This window comes from Streptomyces sp. NPDC088246, from assembly GCF_044741025.1.
GTDB lineage: Bacteria > Actinomycetota > Actinomycetes > Streptomycetales > Streptomycetaceae > Streptomyces.
Genome location: NZ_JBIURV010000037.1, coordinates 26,732 through 42,267, shown reverse-complemented (window position 1 = coordinate 42,267; position 15,536 = coordinate 26,732). Strand labels below are relative to the sequence as shown.

Here is a 15,536-nt window from a genome sequence, read left to right as displayed (position 1 = left end):
GATGGCGGTCGGGCACTGGGAAACTGGTGCCATGCCCCCTATACAGCCTTTCGCGTCCGACTGGGACCGCGTCACCGTACAGCAGGCCGAGCAGTGGAACTGGCTCGCGGTCGAGATAACCGAGATCCAGCGATGCGCCAGGGCAGGCGATCAGGCACACGACCGTCTTGCTCTCATCCTCCTTGACCACCTGGTTGAGGTGGTCGTCGGCCGTGAGGTCAACGCCCAACTGGCCTTGCAGATCGCGGACAGCGTCATTGAAGAGATGCGCGAGTTCCGTGACAGCGGCAGGGAGCTCAAGGAGCAGCTCAGTCGGCTGGTCGACGACCACGTGGGACCGGATCGCCGTAAGGCCATGGATGACCATCTGCACGAAAAGACCAAGTTCCTGATGCAGAGGAGCGTCCTGACAGCCCAGGAACGCGAAGTACTCGACCGGCTCCACCAGTACCGCAACGCGGCGTATCACCGGGATACGCTCGAGCCGGACCTGATCTCAGACCTCGTACTGGCCTATAGGGTTTTGGCAAACGAACTTCTCGGTCGGCACAAACCGATCGCGTGGACGATGGCGTCTTCGGACCCGTCTCCCATCGTGACACCCCAGCAGCTTCGGGGCCGGCTCGTCGAGGACGTGGACGTCGATGTCAAAGCGATGGCCCGTCGGTTCCACGACCACGCAGTAAAGCGTGTACAGGTCGTCTCCGCGGCCGTATCAACCGCGCAGGCACTCTTGGGCGTCGACAACTCCGGGGAAGCGGATTCTTCCCTACCAGATGACGACATGGCCCGCATGCTGACCGGTCTGAGTGACGTGGCCAAGCACGTGCCATCCTGGGGGAAACAGGCTGAGGGGTTGAGGTACAAGACGTCGTCGCTCACCAGTCTGATGATTCCATTCATCAACCTGGACCGATCCCTGAGCCGGATCGAACCATCTGTCAGGCGCCTCGACTTGATCCTGGACTGGTGGGAACAGCGTCGAATCGACGAGCTTCGTGGCAAGTAGCGCTTTAGCAGTGGAGTTGACCTATGCGTCAGCGGTACTCACGCAGCCGTGTGAGGAACTGCCGGACGAGCGCGTCGAGGTCGGAGTCGGCACTGGTCTCTTCGACAAGGATCCGCTCGATGTGGACGATCCCGCTGTTGCGCCAGTGCCGGTCGCGCGTAGTGTCCGCGCCGTAGCGCTTCTGATGATGAGGGCCGTCGACCTCAATGATCCCCACGCGGCCGGAAAGGGTGACGAGAAAGTCCGGCGTCCAGGCATTGCCGACTCCTACGCGCCCCATAGGCAGTGGAAAGATGGAAAGGGTGGAATCCTGGGGCAGCGCCGCCTGCACCCTCTTCAGCGCCTCGTAGACGAGTACTTCCTCACGCGAGTCGAATACGAAGCCGTCTCTTTTGAGCACGGGAGCCACTCCCTGGGCGCGAGTCCTCGACGCCTGGTTGGATGCTGCTCCCTTGGCCAGTCTTTCCTGCAGAACCTTCCGCCAGTCGTCACTGATGTCGGGGAGCGCGGGTGCGGCAGTGACGCCGCCGATCTCGAGGCCGTGCCGCCCGGCCACGTGGTCGAACACCGGCTGGATCGCTGCGATGACGTCCTCTGTGAACCGGGGAACAAGGTAGGGCGGCACGATGAGGACGGCTTCCTGCCAGTCTCCGAATCGGTTACCTGGCACCAGTTCCACGTCCTCGACGTCCGCCAGCAGAGCAGCAGCCTGGCTGTTGCCTTGCTCGTGCATGAGGAACGCTGTCTGGGCCAGAACGAGATGCAATGTCGGTGCAGGTGCCTCAGATGGCTCAGGCGAAGATTCAGGGGTCGTCACGGCGACGGACACATGCACCTTCGTCGCTGAGTGGCCTTCCGGTGTAGAGCGGGGAAGGGCGGGCGCTGCCTTTCCTTCCAGGAGCCACGCAACAGCGGGGCGGACGTGCAAGATGTGGCCGAGTGCGTCGTCGAGCACGGTGTCAGAACCGGATGAGACGATGTTGTCGTACGCCCCCTGGGTGGTCAGGCTCAGCGTCAGGGTGGCGCCGTCGTAGGAGAGCACCTTCGCGTTCTGGCTCAGCATGATCCAGGTGAACCGTCGCCGGTTCTTTACTGCTTCCAGGACCTGCGGCCACAGTTCCTGGATGTCTGCCGTCTTGTCTGTCATCACGCCTCCTGTAAACAGCTCAACCAGCAGAGTAGCGACGGGTACTGACAGCCGATGAGGGGACCGTTGCCCACTGCGATCTCCTGGTCGACCTGACCACCTGGTAGAGGGTCATGCGCCAGACGCTCGCCGACTGAGCCAGTCGGAATGCACGTCCTTCCCCAGGGGCCGGGCCTCACGGTCGTGATCGCCCTACCTCCACGGGCTGGTGGGCATGCACTCTCATGCCTTCATCGACCGCGCCGGTTTCTGCGGGAGTTGGGGCAGTGCTGGCAAACCATCCCCTTGCTTCGGTTGGCCACGGAGTCTTGGGTGGCGTGTCCTCGCGCGCAGAGCCACCACACCACGCGCCGGGTGTGGGGGGTAACGTGTGTGGCCGTGAGAATCCCGTTGAGCGTCGGGTGCCACTGCACGGCGATGCGGGGGGAATCGTGCGGCAAGGGATCTTGACCCGTGGTCTCGAGCGCGTAGCGCGTTGACGGCACAGTCTGCTTCTTCTCTGGCGACAAGCCGGCCGCCGGCGATGTACGTCGCGGCCGCTTCTCTCGCCGCGGCTGCGGGGAGAAAGTCTTCGTCGATCATCTTCTGCAGCACCACTGCTGCTACCTGGAAGGGCTTGGCGGCTCTGGGTGCCGTGGTGTCGCTGGGGCCGGTCAGGGGCAGTGGGTGCTCGCGCACCCTGATCACCTTGTAGCCGGCGCGTTGCAGCCGCTGTGTCTTTTCCTGGTCGCGTGTGCTCGTGTTCTTGTGCCAGTAGGACCCGTCGTACTCCACTGCGATGTCGCCGAGGATCATGTCCACTCGCAGGCGCTGCCGGTGGGGCGTGCTCAGACGCACGTCACGACTGAGCGGCTTCAGATGGCCATCGAGCACATGATGAAGTTCGGTGAAGGCCCTCAGCTCCACTTCAGATACACCGATAAGCTTGCACTGGTCGCACGAGCTTCCGGCGGACCGCTTGAAGATCATGGCGCGCCATTCGTGGCCGCTGGCGCAGCGCCACCAGATGTTGCGCCGTGCTCCGTAGGGGATTTGTTGCGGTGTCAGGTCATTGTTGCGGGTGGGGTGCCATTGTGCTGCGATTTCGGGGTGCCTGGTGGCGAGGTCGTTGCCGTATCCGACCTTCTGGTTGGCGCAGTAGGGGCATCCGGAGCGCCGGGATGTGCGGTTGGCTACGATTGCCTCCCACTCGTGGCCGCAGGGCCCCAGCCACCAGACTTTCCGGTTTGGCTTAGGGGCGATCCTGTCGGGTTGCACGTCACCGTTGCGGACGGGATGCCATTCGCTGGCCGCGTCGGGGAACTGCGTTGTCAGGTCGTTGCCGTAGCCCACTTTGCGGCTTCCGCAGTAGGGGCATCCGCATCCGCTGCTCCTGCTGTGGATCACGCTCTGCCACTCGTGGCCGCATGAGCCGAGCCACCATGCCTTTCGTCTCGACCCTGCTGTGACCGAGTCCGGTGTGAGATCGCCGTTGTGGGTGGGGTGCCATTCGGCGGCCACCTGCGGTGCGGCCAGCCTGAGGCTGGTCCTTCTGGCTGATCTCCCTTGCTGGGGGCCGACGGCGGGTCGGGATGTGCTTGTCACGGCCGTGAGGTTAACTCGCGGTACTGACAGTGGCTTTGGCTGCGGACAGTTCAGCGAAGGTGAACTCGCGACACATCAGCTTTCAGAGGCGGGTCGGCGAGCCTCTCTGGCGATTCCGGGAGGTGGGTGTTCGCCCTTTTGCTGCGGGGAGCGGCAGAGGCATTCAGTGATCGGTGCTGTCACGTCGCAGTTGGACGGTCTGCCGGGGAGGGTGCCGCTTGGCAGTACCGCGGCCGTGGGGCACTGTGTGGTTCGATCTTCTACGGGCGGCTGGCCCTGCCGATGCGCTGAGGATCTTGAGAGGTGAGCGGGATCGCTGCTCCGGACTATGACTTTGCGAGCTTGTCCCCCTATGACTTCGAAGTGTTCGTCCGTGACTTGCTGTCCGCGCAGGATGGCTTGGTCTACTCCACGTACCGGGTGGGTGCGGACGGGGGGATCGACCTGAAGGCGGCCACGGACAAGGGCTGGGTGGTGGCGCAGTGCAAGCACACGCCCTCTGCGGACAAGGGCTCAGTTCTCCGGGCCGCCAGGAAGGAAGCGGGCAAGGCGGCAGGCATGGGCTTCACACCGGTCCGGTATGTGTTTGTCACGTCCGCTGAACTGACCCCTGGCACCGAGAGGGAGACGAAGGATGCTCTGGCGAGGGTCGCCGAGACGGTGGAGGTGTACGGGCGGGGCTGGCTCAATGCCGTGCTCGCTTTGCACCCCGAGGTCGAGCGACGTCATTTCAAGCTGTGGATCTCCTCAACGCAGGCCGTACGCGCCATGATGCAGGACGGAGTCTTCCTGCGCGGTGAGTCCAGGATCCAGCGTATCGAGCGCAACTACCTCCGCTTCGTGCATCACGAGACCTGCGAAGTGGCCGAGTTGGCGCTTAAGGAGCACGGCTGTGTGCTGCTGAGCGGGGCGCCCGGGGCGGGCAAGACGACGATCGCCGAGTATCTGTTGCTGCTGTGGTGGCACCGCGGCTTTCGGGTGGTCGTTGACCCGCGAACCGTCGATCAGTGGTGGGTGTGGCTTGAGGACGACACTCCCACGGTGTTCTTCTTCGACGACGCCTGGGGACAGACGCACCATCAGGACCACGGTTCACGTCACCATGACACGGACATGTCCGAGTTCATCGAGTCGATAGTCGAGCGGCAGGCCGACCGCACTGCATCCAAGCTTTTGATCATGACGAGTCGGGTGCAGGTATTGCAGGAGACGGTGCGGCTCAGTGATGCCTCCCGACGCGCGGTCGAACGACTCGCGCACTGTCACGTCCCGGTAGCACGCCTTCCCTACGACGTCCGCAGCCGGATGCTTTTCAACCATGTCCACCTCGCCATGACCGATCCGCAGGCTCGGCAGGACCTTTCCGTCGGATCCTGGTGGCACCGGGTGGCCGGCCACCCAAACTACTCCCCTCGTCTCATCGAGATCGTTGTCCGGCGCAACAGGGCGAGGAGTGCTCGGGAGCTGATCGACGACCTGGAGGAAGCTCTGGAGAACCCTCACGAGATCTGGGGGGCGAGTTTCCGGGCGCTACCGCCGGTCGATCAGCAGTTGCTGCTGACCCTGTCGCTGATGGATTCGCAATTGGCGCAGTGGCAAGGGGTCGTCCGGCGACTGGCAAGCATCCCGTCGTCAGACTCCCATGTCGACGCCGCCGTCGAGCGCCTCACCGGGTCGTGGATCACGAAGGCGCTTCATGGAGGCCGCCAGATTCTGGCCTTGGCCGATCCCAGCCAACGGGACTTCCTCATTCGGTATTTGTCCATGAGTCCCGGTGCCATGACCGCCATCATCAGGAACGCAGCCGAATTTGATGATCTGATTCCTGTGTGCAGGCGGGGTGAGGCCACCGAGCTTGAGAGCAACCTGCGGCTCTTCTCCAGCGGTGAAGACCTCTTCCGTAACGTTCTCGACACGTGTGCCAGGCAGTTGCTGGTCCGGCTGCGGGAACTGTGGGACCTCCACCCATGCCATGCGGAAGATCTCGCCCACGTGAGCGTCCAGGAACTTGCCTCGCTCGTTGAAGCCCTGACGCTGATCGTGCGCGTTCACGGCGACCGTCATGCCGCCCCGGGGGCAGCGCTGCCGGCCGACTGGTTCGCCGGCGCTCTCTTGCGTGTCACGCTGCTCATGGACGGGCAGCGCATGACATCCATTGATCTGCTGGCGGAACTGGTTACGGAACTCGCTGCGGCGATCGAGAGCGCCAATCCCCCCTGGCCGGCAGGCCACTCGCTCCTCGATCCGATCTCTCAGATCCGCGGCGTCATCAGTCACGCCTGGGCCAGCCACGAACCGCGGATAGCCCACCAGCAGGGCACCGGCTACGAGGCAGACCTGGCCCAGACGCTGGTCCAGTACGCCAACGCCCTCGCCAGTCTCGGTCTGGCGCCGACCGTCGACACCTACTCTCCCGCCGAGGTCGACGCCTACCTGGCACGTCACCTTGATGACTACGACCCGGAGGACGTGGCCGAGCAGATCGACTCGATCGAGGATGTCGTCGGATGGAACTTCACCGATACCCGCGAGCGTCTGTCCCCTCTCCTCGAAGCCGAGAAGGAGGAGACGCCGTCTCCGCTCAGACGGGCCCCAGTCGTACTCCCCCGTCGCACCCCTGTGACCGCGTCCCCTGCTGACGCTACTGCCTCCGTGGCAGCCTTGTTCCGGTCTCTGGGTGCTTCATCGGCGCCGGGAAGGACTTGACGCCGCCGCAGACGGCGTTGCCGTGGACGCGCCCTTCTGAGACCTGCTGGCGTCACGGCCGACGGCCACGGCAGCGCGTGAGCCGGTAGCTGGACCGATATCAATGGCTACGGGCACCGGTTCGCACCCACGCTGGCTCTCTTCAGCAGTCTCCGCGCGGCTTTCGCGATCGTTGCGACAGGGTCTGCGACTTCTGCGAAGTCGAACCACCCACCGCCCAACGCCCTCCTCGCGAAGCGCTCGTGTAGACGACTCTCCAGAAGACCGCCCCCGGTTGAGGTCCACCGAACAACCAGCGGTGAACCCGATCCAGACTGAAGCGACCTCAGGCGCACGGGGATGTCTTTGGACACGCCGATCTTAACTATCTTCGCTTCGGCCTCAGAAGAGACGACGTACACGGACCAAGTGTCGTATTCAAGCTTCCTGGCCGGTTCCTTGTGGGGGACGGACCGGTCTCTGAACTGGCCGAGCAACTCGTCTTCGCTCCCGGACTCTTCCTCGTCCTCTTCCACAACGCGGATGAGCATGTCGCGCACCGTGCCGGCGCTGGCAATCCCGCCCGCGACCAGCTCGAACAGATCGATGACCCCGTTGACTTCTATGTCCACACGCTGGCAAGGGGGACGGGACGGACGCCGGGACGACGTCACGGTCAGCGCCACGTTTGGTAGGTCGTGTCCGGCTACGTGGAGATCGGTGGTGAAGACGGTGCGCCAGAGAGCAGCATCAGCCGCGCCGCTACGGCACGCTCAGGACTGCGCACGCCTTGGAGGCAATCCGGGAGGCGCGCCATGCAAAGACGGCCACGGCGGGCTCCGCGGCCGGTGCGTGGGGCTCACCGCGAGATCAGCCACACGAGCAACCCGGTCATGATGGTGCTGCCGGCCGCGTACGCGGCGCCGCGGAGCATGGCGAAGCCTGCGGCGTGCAGCAGGCGGCGTCGGGTTCGGCGAACAAGTCGTGGCATGAATCCTCCTACGTGTGAAGGGGGGTTGAGAACGTCGCACCCGCCAGGTACGTGCTGGGACGGCGGGCGTGCGATCCAGTAGGCCATCTCGGCAGCTGGCGACCGGGCGGCATAATCGCGGGGTTCTAACTAGAGTGTGGCCGTGGCATGGAAGGGGCCAAGTGCGGCTGAGCGAGAGCTGTCTGAACTGCTGCGGGCGCGGGATCTGTGCGTGAGCTGGGCCCGGATAAGGCGCTGGCGTGAGTTCGGGGCCCTGCCGTGGGCCACCCGGCGCGGTCTGGGAAGAGGTGCCGGATCGGTGTCGGAACTCACGGCCGATACCACCGGGGTGGCCGAGGCCCTTGCTCTGGCCACGGCCAAAAAGACGCGCCTTGAAAAGGCCGTGCTCCGCGTCTTCACCGTGCACCCGCGGTGCGAGGATGCGTTCGTCGCCACCTGGGTTCCGCTGCCCGAACGTGGGGTTCGTAAGGCATTGACGTGGTACCTCGGCCAGGACCGGTCAAGTGCGGTGACCGTCGCCGAACGGGCTGTCGAAGCCGTAGGCGACGATCCTGAGCGGCGTGCGGAGGACGCGCATATTGCCGCACACGCCTACTACACCAGGCGCTATCACCAGGCGCGGAGAATGCGCTCGGCAGGTGGCGGCGTCCACCCGGCTGATCCACACAGCCGGGCGGACGCTCAGGGACTGGCTATGTTCGCGGCAGCCGCAGTGCTCGGCATGGAGGAATTCGGCGCGGACAGCGTGATGGAATCCCTCCAACAGTCACTGGGGTCAGAAGACGATGAAGCCCTGTCAGCTCAGGCGTTCACCGAGATGACGGCCATCGCCGCGCAGCGCGAGCTCTCCGGCAAAAGGCTGGCCGAGCCGAGCTGGATGCTCACGGCCGACAGGGCACGCCGACTGCGCGAGACGGACTACAGCACCATCTGCACAGTCCGCCACGTGCTCGCCGTGCTGGCGGAGTCCGCCCTGCCGCTACGCCTGGCTTACCGGGCCTGCCTGCAGGATCCCGCGCTGCAGCACATCGAGCAGATCCGTGCGGCCAACCCGCGCGTACGCCACTACCTGGACTGCGCTGAATACATCAGCCGTCGCTCTCCAGCCGACGCCTGGCAATCGTTTGCCTCTCTGCTGCTCAGCATCTGCACCGACCCCGAGAGACTGGAAGCCTTCCAACAGGATGTCACCGCCCTAGACCCGGCCCTCGATGAGGTCCACGCCCTGGGCCGGCACGCGGCAGCCCGCCTCGCACCGGCCTCGGCGGCGGCGAGCCGCCCGGCCTGAAGGCTGCCCCGACGCGGGCGGGAGCTTCCTCCCAGCCGGTCCGCTGGTTGCCGTCCTGGTCACTTCGGCAGCTCCAAGGGCTGCCTGGAGGCGGGCGAAGTGCCATGCCCGAAGGCCGCACTGGGTGTCTGGGCGGGCGGTGTGTGCTGTTCCTTCGTATGCTCCCCTGCCGTTCAGACCGTGTCGTCCTGCGCGGTCGGCCAGCCGAAGGGATCTGTGTGCTCGATGTCGTCCGTCCAGTAGCCGTACCGTTCGCCGAGCACCAACAGCAGTGCCTGCGGGTCGAGCGAGCCAGGGCGGATGACGAGGCCGAGGCCGCGCGCGGTGGTCACGGCAGCCGCGGACAGGTGGGAGCGCAGGGCGTGTTCGGTGAATGCTCCTGCAGGAACAGGCAGGTCGTCGGAACGCTCGGGGGCCTGCATGGCGGCAAGGATGCGGGCTCGGCGTTCGTGGGAATCGTCTGGGGAGGGCCGCAGACCCTGCCGCTGGGCGCGATAGTTTCCGGCCGCGTTCGCGATGGCGGTCAGCAGATGCCAGTCACGCCACCCTTCTGCCCGCAGCTGCGTGGCCATACGCCGGAAGTCAGGGTCAGCGGTCAGACGGGGAAGGGTGTGGCTCACGATGGGGAGCATGACGGCATAGCGGTTGCGGACTGTGTCGAGGGCTGTCTCGTGGACGTAGCCGGGTCCAGGTCCGGTCCGGGCCGGCAGGGCAGCCGGCTTCGCCTGGCCGCGCGGCATGCCTGTTGCGACGGCTGCGTCGGTGAGCGCAGCCATCGTCTGGTAGTCGTCGGGTTTGAGGAAGTCGGCCAGTTCGTCGTAGGGGCGGCCGACGAGGAGCTTGTGCCAGAGACCGCCAGCAAGCGACTGCTCGACGAGATGCATGAATGCCTCGTCGGAGAGCAGCGACTGGGAAAGCACCACCCTGATCAGGGCGGTGAGCAGACGGGGCGGCTCTGTTTCCAGGTCTGCGGGGGCGGCCGTGGGCAGGCGTAGACTCCACCGGTTGGTGTTCCGGTCGGTGCTCTGGTCGCAGACGGCGGACTGATCGTGGGGCGCGGTGGTGTCTGCGCGGACCTCGACGCTCAGGCGTCCGGGCAGGAACAGCGGCTCCTGTGTGGCGAGTTCACCGAGGAACACCTGGAGTGCTGCGGTGTAGCGTTCCGCGGCAAGCACCGAGAGCCGGTCGTTCGGGCAGGTGATCTCCCAGTCGACGCCGAGCGCGTTCCAGGCATAGCGGCGTGTGGGGCCGGCGTCGCTGAAGGGCCGTCCCACGCCTTGTGCATCGGCCTCCTCGGCGTATGCCTCTTCGGTTGCGGTGGGGACGTCGGCGGTCGTGGCGAGCATCTCGTCGATGACGGTGTCGATGCCCGCGGAGGCTGTGATCGCGCGGAGCGGGGAGACGAAGCCGGGCCGCACCGCGCCGGCCACGCGCAGGGTGAGCGCCTGGTCGGCCATCACTTCCCAGACGTATGGGTAGCGTTCGCCGTCGTAGGGCTCGTCGCAGTAGACGTTCTGTGCCATGAGACCGATGGCGAACAGGTGGGCGGCGGAGATCCAGTTTCCGGCCTGATGGTCATATCGGGCGGCGAGGACGATGCCGCGGGGGATGAAGCGGCTGAGTTCCGGGTCGGGTGCGGACTTCGCGGCGGTAGCGGCTGCGAGAGCGTACTGCTTGGCGGCGATGGGCAGGCCGAGTTCGCTGTAGAGGTGCGCGCACAGGAGCAGCATGATCAGGCCGCCCTCGAGGGTGTCGCCGCGCAGCCAGTTGGCCTTGGCTTCGTGGATTTCCTGGAGCGCTTGCGGAAGGCGGCCGTTCTTGATCAGGGCGTGGCCTCGGGACTGGGCGCGTTCGCCTCGTGCGGTCTGGCCGGTGACCCGGTCGGTGGCCTGGTCGAGCAGGTCACGGACCTGCCGGTACAGCGGGTGGTCCACGAGTACGGGGGTGAGGTAGTCGAAGAGGTCGGCGGTGTGCTCGATGGGGAACAGCGGCGCGTTGTCCAGGTGACGGCCCAGCCGCAGCAGGGTGTGCATGCCGGTGTCGAGGTCGGTGAGCGGCGGCTTCGTTTGCAGGACAGGTATCTGTTCACCGGCTTGCACCGCTTCGAGGACGGATGCGGTGACCTCCGGGATGGTCGGCAGGTGCTTGGGCACGGATTCGAGGTCGGTGGTCATGTCGGCATGCAGGGCCAAGCGGGCCCGCATGGCCAGCAGATGGGCCGTGGCGTTGTCGGGCGGGTTCGCGTCCAGCAGGCGGTCGATCTTGTCCGCCAGCAGGCGCTGCCAGCGGCACAGGTTGTCTGCGGTCAGCGCCGTGAGGCCGCGCATCAGAGCCCCGAACCCGTATCCGAGGAGCACGACGGCGTCTTCGAGGATTCCAGGGTCGGTGAGGGTGTCGTCGGCGGTGATCGTGTCGAAGAATTCGCGGGCCTGTTGGTCCGTCGGGTACATGTCGCCGAGGCCGCGCAGGGTCGCCACAACGATCTCGTAGCGGGCCCGCAGAGCAGTGTGCTCCCCCACTGCGGCAGCCAGCAGGGCCCGTGCGTGGCCGATCCACTCCGGCAGGTCGGCACGAGCCTCCTCGTGGAAGGTGGCGTGGCGCAGCGGGGCCCGCAGGTCCACCAGGTCGCCCAGGGTGCGGACCGGCTCGTCGCTTGCTCGCCATCGCCGGCGCGCTTCGACATACCAGTCGGGCAATTCACCGGCCCCGCCCGGGCGCGGCGGAGCGAGGTCGGAGGGCAGGTGGAGGTGTTCGACGGCGAGGTAGAACAGGTCGTAGTCGGCGAGGTGGAGGGCGAGGGCGGCAGCGTCCCAGATCTCCAGGTCGACCTGGTGTGTGCGGGCGGCTTCTTCGATCAGGTCGTGTCGTTTCCTGGTGGGCACGGCGGTCACGGTGAAGTAGATGACGCGGTCAACGGGTGTGCCCTGCCTGCAGATCGAGGCGAGGTCCTTTCGGATCTTGCCCGGGACTCCGGTGGCCTGGATGGTGCAGGCCATCACCACCCGCTCGGTGGAGGCCAGCGCCACAAAGCAGGAGGTGCCGGGCAGTTCTCGCGGGATGTTGGTCCAGTGGCTTTCGGCGTCCCGGCCCTGATCACCGCCACTGCTGACGGGCCCGGTCGCCGGCAGCAGATTGCTGGTGATCCTCCGGCGGGCCAGGCCCAGGCACAAGGCTTCGAATTCGTGGTGGCTGTTGCTCTCGCCGAGGATGCTCAGGGCGAAACGAATACGCTTCTCAAGTTGGACAGCATCATCATTCACGTCGTTCCCCTGGTCTCGCTTGCCGCAGTACGCACGCCCAGTGTCCAGCACCCCACTGACATCCCGGGGCTGCGTGCCGAACGGCCCCTCGGGCCGGGCGGCGGAACCCGCCACCGGGACCAGCCACGCTTCCTCGTTTCTGATCGTCACAGCCGGTACCACCTGAGAATTAGAGCCGCTGGTGCCGCCCCACGGTTCGCAGCGGGCCCTATAGGAAGTGCCACGAAGCTGTCCTGGACTGATGCCACTGCCTGCCAGCGCCTGATGCCACTAGACGCCAGTGGTTCGAAGACGGTTTCACCACGTCAGAAGGCAGGCCCAGGGGATCCGATGATGCCAGAGAAGCGGCATGCGGCTACTGACACTGAAACGGCACTTCACACAACCGGCGCGTACACCGGGCGTTCCTCGCGAGCGTTCGCGTGCTCGGGGAGGGCGTGGACATCACCGGCGAGCGGGGAGTCGAGGCCGTCTGCTTCGCCGACACCCGCGGCTCCCAGGTGGAGATCGTGCAGAACATCGGCCGGGCGCTGCGGCTCAACCGCGACGGCACCACAAAGGTCGCGCGCATCATCGTGCCGGTGTTCCTGGAGCCCGGCGAGGAACCGACCGACATGGTCGCCAGCGCCTCGTTCCGCCCCCTTGTAGCGGTCCTCCAAGGACTCCGCAGTCATGATGAACGACTCGTCGAGCAGCTCGCCTCCCGCGCTCTCACCAGTGGGAAGCGCAAGGTCCACGTCCGGCGGGATGAAGACGGCCAGATCGTCGGGGCCGGCGGCGAGGGCGACGGCGAGGACCAGGAACAGGACGACACGCAGGCCGCCGCCGAAGCGGCCCTGCTCCACTTCTCCAGCCCGCGCGACGCGGCGACCATCGCGGCCTTCCTGCGCACCCGGGTCTACCGGCCCGAGTCCCTGGTGTGGCTGGAGGGCTACCAGGCCCTGCTCCGCTGGCGGAAGGAGAACGAAATCACCGGCCTCTACGCCGTGCCCTACGACGTTGAGGTGGAAGTGGGGGTCACGAAGGACTTCCCGCTTGGTCGATGGGTCCACCAGCAGAGGAAGGCGCTGCGGGCCGGGGAGCTGGAGGAACGGCGCAAGACCCTGCTGGACGCACCCGAGGCCGGCATGGTCTGGGAACCCGGTGAAGAGACGTGGGAGAACAAGCTCGCCGCGCTCCGGTCCTACCGGCGGGCCACCGGACACCTCGCACCCCGCCAGGACGCCGTATGGGGCGAGGGTGAGGCAATGGTGCCCGTCGGGCAGCACATGGCCAACCTCCGCCGGAAGGGCGGCCTGGGCAAGGACCCGGAGCGGGCGGCGGAGCGCGCGCAGCAACTGGCCGCCATCGACCCGGACTGGAACTGCCCATGGCCCCTGGACTGGCAGCGGCACCACCGCGTCCTCGCCGACCTCGCCGCCGACGAGCCCGGCGGCAGCCTGCCCGCGATTCAGCCCGGCGTGCGGATGGACGGCGACGACCTCGGACGATGGCTCCAGCGACAAAAACAGCCGGCTACCTGGGCGCAGCTGTCGGGCGAGCAGCAGGAGCGGCTGACCGCGCTGGGCGTGCAGCCCGCCCAGGCCCCGTCTCCGGCCCCGGCAGCCGCTCGTACGACGAAGGGCCCGAGCAAGGCGCAGGCCGCGTTCCAACGCGGACTCGCCGCGCTCGCACAGTACGTCGCCCGCGAGGGAGAGCCCTCGGTGAAGCGAGCCCACCGAGAGCGGATCGTCATCGACGGCCAGGAGCACGACCTGGCACTGGGGATCTGGTACTCCAACCAGAAACAACGCCGAGACAAACTCACGGCGGAGCAGCTCGCCGCCCTGCGAACGCTGGGGGCGGAGTGGGCGTAGGTCTGTAGGCCCCGCTGGGAAGCGGTCGAACTCGTGTGGCCATCGGGCCGGACAGTGACCGGGGTCGCCCGGGAGCTCGGGGTCAGTCCGGAGTCGCTGCGGGGCTGGGTGAAGAAGGACCGCGCCACCCAGGACACCGGATCGGGACCCGATGCCGTGGGGGCGGGGCGGACTGCCGATCGAGTCCCTATCGAATCCGGAGCGGTTCACTCTCTCACCGCCCAGCCAGAAGGCGGCTGTATCTCCTCAGTCGTCCGTGTGGCGTGCGAGCATCTGGTTCAGCGCCAGGCCGTGGGCAGCGTCGGAGCTGCGGACGTAGGAGCACACCAGGCAGACACCCGGGCCGTAGCCGACACCGAAGTCGTCGATACCGGATACTGCGAGGGTTTCCCGTCCGCAGACTGGGCAATCCGTCACATCCATGCCGTCGATCAGGTCACCGGGATGCGTAGGCCGGTGGTCGGCTGCCAGTGCGATGCGCCGGTCGGCTTCCACCTCACCGATCATGTCCAGGTAGTCCTGGGCCCGCAGCCGCTCGTACCGGTCCTGGATCTGGTGTTTGACCCAGTCGGACTCCCGACGTTCCTCACTGACCTGGCGCAGGCAGGAGTGATCGTCGAGATCGAGCAGGGCCGCAACGTGCCGCTTTTCGATCTCGCCCACGCCACGTGCGTGTCGCACGCGCTGCGTCTGCTCCAGTGCGTCGCTCAGAGCCGCTACGTCCACTGCGATCTTCGATTCGTCAGCTGTGTCGGGGACGAGGCGTGTGCCCTCCTGAGCTTCATCACATCTCTCTGCGATGACCTTCAGCAGCTGCGATGCCGCTTTCAGCCGGTGATCGCCGTTCCTGCGTTTCTCGCTCTCCTCCCCCTGCCAGGTGTGAGCGACGATGGCAGCCAACCCGTTCGTCAACGCCTGATCGAAAATCGCAGCCGCACCGGGGACCTGGAAGTCGACGTCCAGAACCGTGGCGCACCGACCGTACTCTTCTGCTCGCTTCTCCTGCATCACCTCATCCTCACCCACGGGCACCGGCAATCGGACCTTGTCGGGTTCTGCCCGTTGTTGCAGCCCTCTGCCTCCATCCAGCGGCTTCCCGCCACGCCCGCAGGCTCCTTCGCACCTCGTGCGGGGTCATGGCACCAGCGGATCGCCCCGCGTGAGTTCGATGGTGTGCATCTGCCGTACAGCTGCGCGGGCAGGAAACCGGTTTAAGGCACGAGCGGGGCCGGGGCCGCCGGCGTCGTGCTGTACACCACTGCCGCACCGTGGCTATCCACACGCACCCCAGCATCCGCAGCGCATCGGCACGCCGACCCTTCACGGTTCCCGGCATTCAGTACTTGGCCGACGGGCCCTCGGTCTCCTCGTAATCGGGCGTCTGGCGTCCCTCCACCAACTGATCAATCTCCTGGGGAACCCAGTACAGCGCGTCCAGAACCAGACCCCATGCCCGGTCCCGCAGCTCCTCCGGCACCTCGTTCTCGATCTTCTCCGCAAGCGTGTCGATCTTGGAGTGGGCGTCATACTCAGTGCCCGTGGTCGGTGCGGTCACCACTGCCCACACCAGTCGGCCCGCCCCGGCCGCCGCTCGGCCTATGCTGCCGAGCACCGATCCCACATCCATCTGTGCTCCCTCCCTTGACGGTTGGTGTCCTGCCGCAGCGAGGACTGCCTCAGTATGCGGGGCGGGCCACCGCGTCGTTTCAGGCGGTG

General features: G+C 66.3%; 10 protein-coding genes and 3 pseudogenes. 5 read left to right on the top strand and 8 right to left on the bottom strand.

Going from position 1 to position 15,536, the window contains the following annotated elements; translation table 11 throughout:
* The first annotated feature begins 1 nt into the window (after nucleotide 1).
* Nucleotides 2-1,009: a hypothetical protein gene (locus ACIPEK_RS35270; protein ID WP_402004752.1), complete on the top strand. Its 1,008-nt coding sequence runs from the start codon at nucleotides 2-4 to the stop codon at nucleotides 1,007-1,009.
* A 28-nt stretch (nucleotides 1,010-1,037) separates the two neighbouring features.
* Here the strand turns inward: ACIPEK_RS35270 and ACIPEK_RS35265 are convergent, their stop codons facing one another.
* The 3 genes and pseudogenes from ACIPEK_RS35265 to ACIPEK_RS35255 form a co-directional block, all read right to left on the bottom strand.
* Complete coding sequence (locus ACIPEK_RS35265; RefSeq protein WP_402004750.1) at nucleotides 1,038-2,072, bottom strand: hypothetical protein; 1,035 nt, start codon at nucleotides 2,070-2,072, stop codon at nucleotides 1,038-1,040.
* A gap of 314 nt (nucleotides 2,073-2,386) precedes the next feature.
* Nucleotides 2,387-2,569, bottom strand: coding sequence for a zinc-ribbon domain-containing protein (locus ACIPEK_RS35260; protein WP_402004799.1), 183 nt, complete (start codon nucleotides 2,567-2,569; stop codon nucleotides 2,387-2,389).
* Between the two features lie 526 nt (nucleotides 2,570-3,095).
* Nucleotides 3,096-3,656 (bottom strand): annotated as a pseudogene (locus tag ACIPEK_RS35255) (zinc-ribbon domain-containing protein); the annotation flags it as partial.
* 387 nt (nucleotides 3,657-4,043) lie between these two features.
* Between ACIPEK_RS35255 and ACIPEK_RS35250 the strand changes: the two are divergent.
* Nucleotides 4,044-6,446 carry a restriction endonuclease gene (locus tag ACIPEK_RS35250; protein WP_402004747.1) on the top strand — a complete coding sequence of 801 codons (2,403 nt, stop codon included), beginning with the start codon at nucleotides 4,044-4,046 and terminating at the stop codon, nucleotides 6,444-6,446.
* 107 nt (nucleotides 6,447-6,553) lie between these two features.
* Here ACIPEK_RS35250 and ACIPEK_RS35245 read toward each other — a convergent pair whose 3' ends face one another.
* A complete protein-coding gene (locus ACIPEK_RS35245; RefSeq protein WP_402004745.1) occupies nucleotides 6,554-7,057 on the bottom strand; it encodes a GIY-YIG nuclease family protein in 504 nt (167 codons plus the stop codon).
* 227 nt (nucleotides 7,058-7,284) lie between these two features.
* Nucleotides 7,285-7,416 carry a hypothetical protein gene (locus ACIPEK_RS35240; protein ID WP_402004743.1) on the bottom strand — a complete coding sequence of 44 codons (132 nt, stop codon included), beginning with the start codon at nucleotides 7,414-7,416 and terminating at the stop codon, nucleotides 7,285-7,287.
* A 298-nt stretch (nucleotides 7,417-7,714) separates the two neighbouring features.
* Here ACIPEK_RS35240 and ACIPEK_RS35235 point away from each other — a divergent pair, with 298 nt between their 5' ends.
* Nucleotides 7,715-8,704 (top strand): hypothetical protein, encoded by a 990-nt coding sequence (locus ACIPEK_RS35235; RefSeq protein WP_402004740.1) that lies wholly within the window; start codon nucleotides 7,715-7,717, stop codon nucleotides 8,702-8,704.
* Nucleotides 8,705-8,877: 173 nt separating this feature from the next.
* Here the strand turns inward: ACIPEK_RS35235 and ACIPEK_RS35230 are convergent, their stop codons facing one another.
* Nucleotides 8,878-11,964 carry a hypothetical protein gene (locus ACIPEK_RS35230; protein WP_402004738.1) on the bottom strand — a complete coding sequence of 1,029 codons (3,087 nt, stop codon included), beginning with the start codon at nucleotides 11,962-11,964 and terminating at the stop codon, nucleotides 8,878-8,880.
* A gap of 386 nt (nucleotides 11,965-12,350) precedes the next feature.
* On the opposite strand from ACIPEK_RS35230, the pseudogene ACIPEK_RS35225 reads away from it, so the two are divergent.
* Nucleotides 12,351-13,820: pseudogene (locus ACIPEK_RS35225) on the top strand (Helicase associated domain protein); the annotation flags it as partial.
* A gap of 30 nt (nucleotides 13,821-13,850) precedes the next feature.
* Nucleotides 13,851-13,943 (top strand): annotated as a pseudogene (locus ACIPEK_RS35220) (transposase); the annotation flags it as partial.
* A 123-nt stretch (nucleotides 13,944-14,066) separates the two neighbouring features.
* On the opposite strand, the gene ACIPEK_RS35215 reads toward ACIPEK_RS35220, so the two are convergent.
* Nucleotides 14,067-14,852 carry a hypothetical protein gene (locus ACIPEK_RS35215; protein WP_402004735.1) on the bottom strand — a complete coding sequence of 262 codons (786 nt, stop codon included), beginning with the start codon at nucleotides 14,850-14,852 and terminating at the stop codon, nucleotides 14,067-14,069.
* 304 nt (nucleotides 14,853-15,156) lie between these two features.
* Nucleotides 15,157-15,447 carry a hypothetical protein gene (locus ACIPEK_RS35210; RefSeq protein ID WP_329813620.1) on the bottom strand — a complete coding sequence of 97 codons (291 nt, stop codon included), beginning with the start codon at nucleotides 15,445-15,447 and terminating at the stop codon, nucleotides 15,157-15,159.
* Between the last annotated feature and the right edge of the window lie 89 nt (nucleotides 15,448-15,536).

Excerpts from the sequence above, each read along its gene's own strand:
- ACIPEK_RS35270 (WP_402004752.1), top strand. The coding sequence starts at position 2 with ATGGCGGTCGGGCACTGGGAAACTGGTGCCATGCCCCCTATACAGCCT.
- ACIPEK_RS35240 (WP_402004743.1), bottom strand. The coding sequence starts at position 7,416 with ATGCCACGACTTGTTCGCCGAACCCGACGCCGCCTGCTGCACGCCGCA.
- ACIPEK_RS35210 (WP_329813620.1), bottom strand. The coding sequence starts at position 15,447 with ATGGATGTGGGATCGGTGCTCGGCAGCATAGGCCGAGCGGCGGCCGGG.
- ACIPEK_RS35265 (WP_402004750.1), bottom strand. The coding sequence starts at position 2,072 with ATGCTGAGCCAGAACGCGAAGGTGCTCTCCTACGACGGCGCCACCCTG.